The following is a 9,753-nucleotide window of genomic DNA, read 5'->3' as shown; positions in this document are numbered from 1 at the left end:
GCCCTCTGCTTACGGTTACCCATTTAAACAAAGCGCAGCGTGCGTTGCCACCCGATGAGCAACTGGCCTACCGGATCCTTACGGGCGTGCCTTCGAATATGGTAGACCTCACGATTTCCGACCCTGAGGGTAATATCGTTGCCCACGACGGTAACGCCGTGGGCGAAATTACCGTACAAACACCGTGGCTCACCCAGGGATATTTTAAAGAAAACGAAAAGCAGGAAGAACTGTGGGAAGGTGGACGATTGCACACCGGTGATGTAGCCAGTATTCGCCCCGACGGTTTTGTAGAAATCAAAGACCGTATCAAAGACGTAATCAAAACGGGTGGCGAGTGGCTGTCATCCATTGAACTTGAGAATCTGATCAGTCAGCACCCTCACGTTGCCGCGGTGGCAGTGGTAGGCATAGCTGATAAAAAATGGGGCGAGCGCCCTTTCGCCATGATCGTACCTAAATCTCAAACTTTAACCTGCGAAGACATACAAGCGCATCTTATGCAGTTTGTAGACTCAGGCAGAATTTCTAAGTGGGCAGTACCGGAACAGATTGCCATGGTTGACGATATTCCGAAAACCTCTGTGGGCAAAATCAACAAAAAAGAAATTCGCGCCAGCCTGTCCAAACAGCACAATTAATTCTTTTCGTCCTCGCTAATCGACCAGGTAAATGCCTGGTCGATGGCGTTAAGTTGCTCAGCTTTTGTATCCCGGTGCAATTGCCAGGTTTTCAACGTTGTTCAGAGTAAAACGGTTTTGTAACCACAACTGGTATTCTGCGCCTTTTAACGTAGCCCGTTCGGTACAATCTACATTCCAGCGACGCAACAAATACCCGGCCATTGCAGCTCTGACATTAATTAACAACTGACTATTTTCCATGCCGTAATCCATTTCAATGGCGGTAGGAAACGATACATTTTTAGGGTGCGGAACCAGTTGCAATGGCAACATTCGATGCCACTCGGTATCCTGATCGCCCCTCTCCTGGCTGTCTGGCGTGGCTTTGATTGTCACTTTACTAATACGGGTTAATACAAAGTCGCGAAAGCTGTTACTTTTGCGATCAAACGCACGCACATGCCAGCGTAAACCGTTGTCTACGATACTGTGCGGCACTAATTCCCTGGCATTCGAGCCACTGGTTAACGAGGTATAAATCACGCTAACCGCTTTGTTGTTTAAAATGGCCTGCACCAGTTTTGCCACAATAAAGATATCAGGAATGTTCAGGCTTGAAGGAGCCTCTACCGGAAAATGCATATCACCAATGGCATCAAAACCGTCAGAGATGTCGTTCGCCAGTTTGGTAAGCGTTCGCTGAGCATCGTGTTCGAACAGCGGCTTAAACTGGGCCGTTTGATAATAACGCTTGCCACTGGAATCGTAGCTAAGGTTGTCCGGGGCTAGGTCTTTATACAAATTAAAATCGCGTGAACCGGCTGACAGCCCTACTTCGAAGCGGTTAATCAGATCCTGACGGTAAATAGCACCTTTAAACAACAGGCAGAAATCGATGTACGCCAAACGCTGACGCTGCGCGAAACTGATACTGTCTAGCATCTTCCCTAAGCCAAATTTATAGATAATGCGCCAGTGTGGTTTATTTTAACGCGGGTGTAAAGCCGCAATCGACGAAGTGCGGCCTCAAGCTCAGGGTTTGTTTTTTGCGGTGGTGATTAGGGCTGCACCAATAGCAACGCCCACGCCTATACCCAATGCTGCGTTATCCAGTGCTACACCCAATGCCACGCCAATAGCCACTCCAACACCAATGCCCATTGTCAGTTTTTTACTCGCATTATTTTTTTCGTCCATGCTCCAGCATCCGTTGTTTGTTTAATCACCAGGGTATAAAAGGTAAAAACTCCCCTAACACGCTTCCCGATCAATTGTTATTGCTATCAGGATTAACAACCCGAAACGCACTGAACTTTTCTTCAAACAGAGGAATTACCTGCGGTTCCGCTTTACCCATTGCCAGCCACTTTACCATTAATGGATGACTCAAAATACGTGCCTGATAAGTGCTTGCATCACCGGTGAGTTTAACGCCGTAAGTTTGGAATCGAGTAGCGATTGGGGCAAACACTATATCTGCAGCGCTGAATTCACCGAACAACCAGGGGCCACCTGATAACGTCAGAGAGTCTTCCCAAATCTGAACCACTCTGTTTATGTCGGCATTCGCGGCAGACGAAATGCCCGTGAGATTAAATCGCGCCCGGGTATTTACCGGCATGGCATTACGCAAAGCGCTCATACCCGAATACACTTCACCACAAATGCTTCTTGCTCGGGCTCGTAACGCCTTGTCTGCTGGCCAAACCTGCGCAAACGATTCATAAAGGTATTCAATAATGGCCGACGTTTCCCAAATCGTGAGCGTGCCGTCTTTTAAAACCGGCACGAGGCCGGTTTCGCCGCCTAATTTCCGCACTTCGTCATTAGTAGACACCGTGTACAAATCTATGGATATTTCCTCATAGGATACGCCCAGAAACTCCAGTAATAACCAGGCCCTCATCGACCATGAAGAATAGTTTTTGTTACCAATGATCAGGGTATAACTCATATGTGTTTCCTCCGTTGAATGACACACTCTAAATTTGAGCAGGAGTGGATGATGCCAGTGCAAGGCTTCAGTGAAAAAGCGCTGTATTGATACACTGTACCAGTATACGTTAAGAGTCTGTAGTACAAACACCACACTAGCACGCCTTTGTCCGTCTAACGACAAATACCGAAATTTGGCGAAAATTTCGCCGCACAGGCTTTACACTTTGGCCCTTAACCATTATATTGCGCGCCGCGCGTGAGGCAGCTCAACTGCGCGACGCAAGCAACATTAGCCACTCTTTTTTTCAAGCCCGGAAGTACAGTTTTGATAACCACTGCCAACATCACAATGCAATTTGGCTCATCGCCATTATTTCAAAATATTTCTGCCAAATTTGGCAACGGTAATCGCTATGGCCTGATTGGCGCAAATGGCTGTGGCAAATCCACATTCATGAAAATTCTGAGCGGCAAGTTAACCCCCACCGCAGGTAACGTCTCACTGTCCCCTGGAACTAAACTCGGGATCCTGAATCAGGATCAGTTTGCCTTTGAAGACATGAGCGTTGTTGACGCAGTGATCATGGGCGATCGCGAACTGTGGGAAGTAAAAAAGCGCCGTGACGAAATTTACGCCAAAGCGGATATGTCCGAAGCTGAAGGCATGGAAGTCGCTGAATTAGAAGTACAATTTGCCGAAATGGATGGCTACACTGCGGAATCCCGTGCAGGCGATATACTCATTGCCGCCGGTATTGAAGAAAGCTACCACTTCGGCTTAATGCGCGAAGTAGCGCCTGGTCGTAAAGTACGGGTGTTGTTAGCCCAAGCGCTGTTTGCCGATCCGGACGTGCTGCTGTTAGACGAACCAACAAACAACCTGGATATCTATACGATTCACTGGTTGGCAGAAGAGCTGAATAAGCGAAAGTCTACCATGATCATTATTTCGCACGATCGTCACTTCTTAAACTCGGTATGTACGCATATGGCCGATATCGATTATGGCGACCTGCGAATTTATCCGGGCAACTATGATGCATTCGTTGCTGCTGCGGCACTGGTGCAGGAACAGCTGCATAATGAAAATGCCAAAAAGAGTGCTGAAATTGAAGAATTACAAAGCTTCGTCGCCCGCTTCTCGGCAAACGCGTCAAAAGCCAAGCAGGCTACGTCGCGAGCCAGACGTCTGGAAAAGATCGAACTTGCCGACATCAAGTCATCCAGCCGTCGCAAGCCCTTTATTCAGTTTAAACAACACAAAAAACTGCACCGACTGGCTATCACCCTGGAAGAATTGGGACACGGCTACACAGATACACCACTATTCAGTGGCGCAAATCTGTTGCTGGAAGCAGGTTCAAAACTGGCTATCATTGGTGAAAACGGTGCCGGTAAAACGACCTTTTTAAAATGTTTGATTAACGACATAACCGCCAATGAAGGTACCGTAAAATGGGCCGAAAATGCGGCTGTTGGTTACGTTCCACAAGACAGTTCAAAAGACTTTGCCAACGACATGACCATGTTTGACTGGATGTCACAGTGGCGTCAGCCAAAACACGACGATCTGCAGGTTAAAGGCATGCTTGGCCGTTTGCTATTTGGCTCTGACGACTTCAACAAGAAAGTCAGTGTGTGTTCGGGTGGAGAGAAAAACCGCCTGCTTTTTGGCAAAATCATGCTACAGGACATTAACGTGCTGGTGATGGATGAACCCACCAACCACCTGGATATGGAATCCATTGAAGCCCTGAACAATGCTTTACTAGCGTTTGAAGGTACGGTTATTTTTGTAAGCCACGATCGGGAATTCGTTAGCTCCATTGCCTCTCAGGTGATAGAGATTAAAGACCAGAAGATCACGCATTTTGATGGCACTTACGAAGAATTTGAAGCGCACTTAAGTGCGATGCACTCGTAATCTCCCACAAATAGATGTCACCATTAAAGAGCGCCCTATGGCGTTCTTTTTCGTTGATTAATAAACGGCTACAACCATCAGCACGCGTCAACTCAGCGTATCCATGTTTGCAACCTTTGGCAGATTAGATTAAAAATAAGACAAACAAGTCGACCTTGTATGTTGTAGGAATGAAAAACACCAAAGCGTTGCAGGCATTTGTAACCGTAGTGAAATACGGTAGTTTTAACGCGGGCGCCGAACGCCTGAACTGTTCTGCAACGTCGGTAAGTCGGTTGGTAAAGGAATTTGAACAATACATTGGCCAACCGCTATTGCTCAGAACCACCCGAAACGTCGCCCTGAATGATGCGGGCAAACGCTTGTTCCCACAATGTGAAGCAATTATTGAGTCAATCAGTACACTCAATGAAATGGCACAACTACCGCTTGAAAATGTTGAAGGTGAGCTTCGGGTAGCCTGCACAACCACTTTTGCTCAGAAGCGATTGATTCCATTGCTTCCCGACTTTGTTGAGCAATACCCCAAACTGACCATCCATTGGCTGCTTAGCGATGATCGCATTGATTTATCAGCTCAGGGGGCGGATATATCTATTCGCGTAACACGACTGGACGATTCTTCTATGGTCGCCCGTCACCTGGCTAATTGTGAGATTTGGCTGGTTGCCGCCCCGTCATTACTCAAAAAGTTCGGCATGCCAACACAATTAAGTGATATTGCATCCATGCCCTGCGCAATTTGTACTGTTCCCCGCTTTAAAAATTACTGGCCACTGCAACCCGAACAGCATGTGCAAGGCCCGGTGTGGACTGACTGTGGGGATGCGTCGCGTGAGGTGGCCGTCGCGGGTCTGGGTGTTGCCTTTTTGCCCGACTATATGGTTGAAGATGCCGTTAACAGTGGGCAGTTGGTCAGGCTCTTCCCCGATCAGGCCATTCTGACGTTTGATATTGCGCTGCTGTTTCCAGGCAAGTCACAAATATCACCGGCAGCCCGGGCTTTCGGTGACTTCTTAATCAGTCGATTTTCCATGCAAAAATAACAAAGCCGGGTATTTACCCGGCTTTAACTCATACTGCACGTTTCTAATTGGGCAGATAGCCTGCAATATTCACACGCCCCATGTTGTGGAACCGGGATGTTTGTTGAATTTGCTGCTGCACCTGCTTATCGTCGGATTCCGACACGTAGTACTGAACGGCAGGGATATCGCTTAACAGTTCATCCATCATGGTATACAGATGGTCATACATAAAGGCTTTTAGCCCCCGTTCAATGACTCTCTCACACGCGCCATAGTCAGCGGTACCGCGTTCATGCTTGATTTTGGCACAGCTCGGGCTGTTAAAGCTGATAATGTCCATCGACATTTTATTCACCAAATCGGCAATCAACGTAGGTTCAAGATACGGGACTTGAAAAGCTTCATCGTGGAATAAATCAAACTCTTCTTCAAACAAGCCCAGCGAGAGCTCAATAAAGGTTTCGCCGATAACCGTCTCTCCGTTTGATAGCACTTCATTGGGTGCTTTCACCACCACGCGGACACCTTCCATTATAAAACTGTTAGGGGATCCAACCAGTGGTACTAAATCAACAGGATTGGGATCTTCAACCTGATAGAAAAACGGGTTCAAATTGCGATACATGCCAATTTCCACCGTTTGACCTTTCAGATAATCCAGGCCGGGATGAATCTCGGTTAACACACTACCGTCGAAAGTTTGCGTGCTGTCACCGAATTCCTTGGTCCCCAACTGGGCTTCAGTAAACGTGAAGGTTTTATTTAAAATAAATGACTGACCTTTCGCGTACATCAAGTGATTTAGCCATGAAGAAGTATATCCATGATTCGACGACACCGTATTACCGTAATTATCCAGTGAGTAAAATAAGTCACTGTACATTGGTGTACCCTGCACCACGTATCTGGACACAGGCACCCCAAGGCTTTCCGTTACCAATGGCGTAAAGCTTGAACGATATTTTATTGTCAGACCGGATTCTGGCGCTGTTTTGATACTTTCAAAGGTATGGTTCATCTCTATGCCCGTGCTTTTTATATCCACCAGTTCCAGAGGTTGCAAAGCTAGTTCAATGGTTTCTGCTAGCATGGTATCGGGTGAATTCGCGTTAAAGGTGTCGTTAACGGCCTTTTCCATTTTGGGCGAAAAGTGACGCACGATATCTTTGGCGGTCTGATTCAGGAAGGTTTCAGCACATGCCCCAACACTGGCGTTTTCAGTAGGCTGAACCAGTTTTAATACGCCCAGCGTTGCATCGTCCACTTCAATTTGCGAGGTGTCATCTGTGGGAGAGAAGATACCATAAACCGGTGATACACCGCGGCGCGCAGTGGAATCCACTGTATTGGCAGTGATCGTTGTATGGCAAACGGCAAATTCGCTCAACCAGTCCCGGTCGTCAACCTGAGACTGCGGGATATCTGCTCGGGGCCGTCCAATACAACGATTATCATTGCGCCACTCAATACTCATGTCCTGTAAATGAATATCAACATCGCCGCGAAAATCGTGCAATTCAACATCGGCCCGAATGAGTCCTTCGTTTACAGAAGAATTGGTAAGCGCGGATAATTCAATATCATGCGTATTGCCAATCGCGCCGCTTACAGGTTCACCCTCCATCGTATTCACACATAATTTAAAATGTTTGGCAAGCGGCGGCTTTTTCACACACGAGCGGCTACACACCGCAGCGCCGAGGCCACTTGACCTGCACCCTTCAAATGCTGCGTACGTTGCTGTCGCAATAGCAAAGGCTTCAGCATACGCAGGAAACTCGAGAATATTTGAAAACCGATTGTCGTCGAGTTTATCCAGCTCAATACACGCTTCTAACTCGGTACGAGTAGTCGTTGGAATTGCCTGTACGGCCTGGTTCAGTTCATTGGTAAAATAGGCATGACTGGGCACGGGGAAGGTTTCAGACACATTGTGTTCAAGCCCAGTAGGATTACCGTCACCGTCACCACCAATACCATAACCGGTGAGCTGGAAATTGAGCCCTTCGTTAACAGAAGGCACGCCAGTAAATCCCGTTAGATTGTCCTGCGTGGTTTCGAGCACTACCACCTTTTCACGCGCGATGACAATACCGGTATCCATGTGGATCAATTCTGCGGTGATATTTGCCAGCGGATATTGCTTGGTAAGATTAAGCGGGTATTCCAAAAATGCACCGGCTTCACCATAGGGATTCGCTGGATTTCCTGAGGGAATAAACACCGTATAAGCCGTGCCGGGATCCAAATAGGTAACGTCGTAACCATTAACATAGACAATCAGATTCTCTGCCAGCAAATCATCATGGACATTTTTAAACTCAATACCTACAGCCAGGGTACTTCTGGCCTGATCATACAATGCGTGATTGTCGTGAATTGACATGGTTGAATCAAGCAGAGGGAAGCGTCCATAGGCGCCAAGAGATAAGGCAATTATGTCTTCTTCTGTTACTGCTGCGTGTACACTGCTGGCAAATGTACCAACGACAACCCACAGCACAGATATAACCCTGATGTGTTTTGTGAACATGGCTAACTCCTTATTTTTATCAAAGAGAGTGTAGTGAAGCTGTGCTCATAAAATAATCGATAGTTTCAACATGCTTTATGTTGTAAAACGGGATAATCTGAATGGCAGACGAATAAAAATCGCCAAAAAGAGCTATAGAAAGTGTCGTTGTGAACTATAGTTAATTAAAGTGCAGTGGTCGTTGAACGTGTAGTAGCAGTAACTTCATTCATCACACCGTTCATGCTCCCCCTCTCTTTCATTCAACGTTGTGTTGCGATGCCGCCCGTTCATACTCAGGTTGCATAACCGTAGCTGAAGGCCAAATAAACAGATTGAAGTGGACTATGAATTTAGCAGAATTAGTACAACAGGCAGAATCGGTTTTTGTGCTTCCTGACTCGGTTACCCAGCTAAAAGAATGCATCGAAGACCCTGCCAGCAATTTGGATGACGTAGCGGAAATCATTGCCTTTGACCCATCTCTCACTACACAGTTATTAAAAATAGCCAACAGTGCGTTCTATCGATTCCCACACAGTATAGATACCGTCACCAAAGCCATTCAGGTTATTGGCACTAAAGCGACCTACGATTTGGTGTTGTCTTATGGTGTGTCCCATACGTTTAAGGAAATTGACGCATCGGTAATTGATATGGACCGGTTTTGGGAACAAAGCGTGAGTTGTGCACTACTCAGTAAGTACTTTGCCGACCAAAAACGCATACGGGGTTCTGAAACCCTGTTTGTTACCGGATTACTTCATAATGTTGGTGAACTGGCAATGGTGAAACTACAACCAGACATTGCCCGACAATGCGCTACACTCTCGCCCGATATTACACCTTCGGTTATTCAACAACGTACCATGGGATTCACCTATGCTGATTTTTCGGCTTCATTAATTGAACACTGGGGATTACCTGAATCGATATACGGGCCCATCTCTACCATTTATAGCAATGTGTCAGGTATGGATGTAGCGAATCAAATCATCAAACTTAGCTATGAACTGGCGCTGGATAATGTGAATGCCGATATCTATGGTGAGCAGTCTCATGTAACAGGAACCTTGATTTCTGAATTAGGACTGAGCGACGACGACGTAACGAAAGCGGTAGATGAAACCAATATTCAGGTGTTAAGCGTTATTCAGCTATTTAACCCCAATGCGTTTAACATTTTCTAGCGACGATTGAACAGAAGATATACCGCAGACATAAAAAGCCCCGTGAACCGGGGCTTTTACTTGCTATCGTGATTTACCAAAGGTACGCAGGAATAACCGCGACAGACTCTGGTTTGGTGTAGCTGAAACCGTAATCAGCTGGGATATCGCCACTCTCGCGATTTAAAATGTTATCCCAACGCATAATCATGTCGTTAGATTTTTCAGCTACGTAAACATGCCCGTTGCTGAGCATGATATCCACCGGATTGCCCAGCATAGTTGCTGGACCGGCAATAGACACCGATATATCAGTAAGACCATCGGCCATTCCGGCACCGGGTAGTACATAGAGTTTGCCGTCGGTAGCATCGGCCGCACTGCCCACATCAGACACAACCAAACTATCACTCTGTACGTCGTAGTCGATACCGTGAATGTTGGTTGGAGCCGCAACAGCAACGCCCGACATAGCTGGCGTGATCAACCGATCTTCACCGGTAATTTCCGTTGTGCCTGACATCAATTTTGCTGTTACCTGATCAAATACCGCAATGGT

8 protein-coding genes and 1 pseudogene are annotated in these 9,753 nt (G+C 46.8%); 4 read left to right on the top strand and 5 right to left on the bottom strand.

Annotated features, from left to right (window positions below; all coding sequences use genetic code 11):
• A partial coding sequence (locus ACLR2L_RS16070; protein ID WP_413369518.1) for an AMP-binding enzyme occupies window positions 1-641 on the top strand: 641 nt, incomplete at its 5' end.
• A 57-nt stretch (window positions 642-698) separates the two neighbouring features.
• On the opposite strand, the gene ACLR2L_RS16065 is transcribed toward ACLR2L_RS16070, so the two are convergent.
• The 3 genes from ACLR2L_RS16065 to ACLR2L_RS16055 all read right to left on the bottom strand — a co-directional run bounded on the left by ACLR2L_RS16065 (window position 699) and on the right by ACLR2L_RS16055 (window position 2,577).
• Complete coding sequence (locus tag ACLR2L_RS16065; protein WP_140956630.1) at window positions 699-1,565, bottom strand: WYL domain-containing protein; 867 nt, start codon at window positions 1,563-1,565, stop codon at window positions 699-701.
• Between the two features lie 90 nt (window positions 1,566-1,655).
• Window positions 1,656-1,820: a hypothetical protein gene (locus ACLR2L_RS16060; protein ID WP_413369516.1), complete on the bottom strand. Its 165-nt coding sequence runs from the start codon at window positions 1,818-1,820 to the stop codon at window positions 1,656-1,658.
• A 70-nt stretch (window positions 1,821-1,890) separates the two neighbouring features.
• On the bottom strand, window positions 1,891-2,577 hold the full coding sequence (locus ACLR2L_RS16055; RefSeq protein WP_413369514.1) for a glutathione S-transferase family protein: 687 nt from the start codon (window positions 2,575-2,577) through the stop codon (window positions 1,891-1,893).
• Window positions 2,578-2,886: 309 nt separating this feature from the next.
• Between ACLR2L_RS16055 and ACLR2L_RS16050 the strand changes: the two genes are divergently transcribed.
• Both ACLR2L_RS16050 and ACLR2L_RS16045 read left to right on the top strand, forming a co-directional pair.
• Window positions 2,887-4,485 (top strand): ABC-F family ATPase, encoded by a 1,599-nt coding sequence (locus tag ACLR2L_RS16050; protein WP_413369512.1) that lies wholly within the window; start codon window positions 2,887-2,889, stop codon window positions 4,483-4,485.
• A 170-nt stretch (window positions 4,486-4,655) separates the two neighbouring features.
• Complete coding sequence (locus ACLR2L_RS16045; protein ID WP_413369510.1) at window positions 4,656-5,531, top strand: LysR family transcriptional regulator; 876 nt, start codon at window positions 4,656-4,658, stop codon at window positions 5,529-5,531.
• Between the two features lie 43 nt (window positions 5,532-5,574).
• Here the strand turns inward: ACLR2L_RS16045 and ACLR2L_RS16040 are convergent, their stop codons facing one another.
• Entirely contained in the window at window positions 5,575-8,046 is a 2,472-nt protein-coding gene (locus ACLR2L_RS16040; RefSeq protein ID WP_413369508.1) for a hypothetical protein, read from the bottom strand.
• Between the two features lie 326 nt (window positions 8,047-8,372).
• Here ACLR2L_RS16040 and ACLR2L_RS16035 point away from each other — a divergent pair, with 326 nt between their 5' ends.
• The gene (locus ACLR2L_RS16035) at window positions 8,373-9,215 is read left to right on the top strand and encodes an HDOD domain-containing protein (protein WP_413369506.1); all 843 of its coding nucleotides are present in this window, start codon (window positions 8,373-8,375) and stop codon (window positions 9,213-9,215) included.
• Between the two features lie 73 nt (window positions 9,216-9,288).
• On the opposite strand, the pseudogene ACLR2L_RS16030 reads toward ACLR2L_RS16035, so the two are convergent.
• A pseudogene (locus ACLR2L_RS16030) lies at window positions 9,289-9,753 on the bottom strand (hypothetical protein); the annotation flags it as partial.

The organism is Alteromonas sp. AMM-1, from assembly GCF_047290655.1.
Taxonomy (GTDB): Bacteria; Pseudomonadota; Gammaproteobacteria; order Enterobacterales; family Alteromonadaceae; genus Alteromonas; species Alteromonas mangrovi.
Note: the sequence above shows the minus strand (reverse complement) of the source record. Positions and strands in the feature narration are given on the sequence as shown.

Bases quoted from the DNA above. Each gene is read 5' to 3' on its own strand.
- ACLR2L_RS16055 (WP_413369514.1), bottom strand. From the start codon at position 2,577: ATGAGTTATACCCTGATCATTGGTAACAAAAACTATTCTTCATGGTCG.
- ACLR2L_RS16045 (WP_413369510.1), top strand. From the start codon at position 4,656: ATGAAAAACACCAAAGCGTTGCAGGCATTTGTAACCGTAGTGAAATAC.
- ACLR2L_RS16035 (WP_413369506.1), top strand. From the start codon at position 8,373: ATGAATTTAGCAGAATTAGTACAACAGGCAGAATCGGTTTTTGTGCTT.
- ACLR2L_RS16060 (WP_413369516.1), bottom strand. From the start codon at position 1,820: ATGGACGAAAAAAATAATGCGAGTAAAAAACTGACAATGGGCATTGGT.
- ACLR2L_RS16065 (WP_140956630.1), bottom strand. From the start codon at position 1,565: ATGCTAGACAGTATCAGTTTCGCGCAGCGTCAGCGTTTGGCGTACATC.
- ACLR2L_RS16040 (WP_413369508.1), bottom strand. From the start codon at position 8,046: ATGTTCACAAAACACATCAGGGTTATATCTGTGCTGTGGGTTGTCGTT.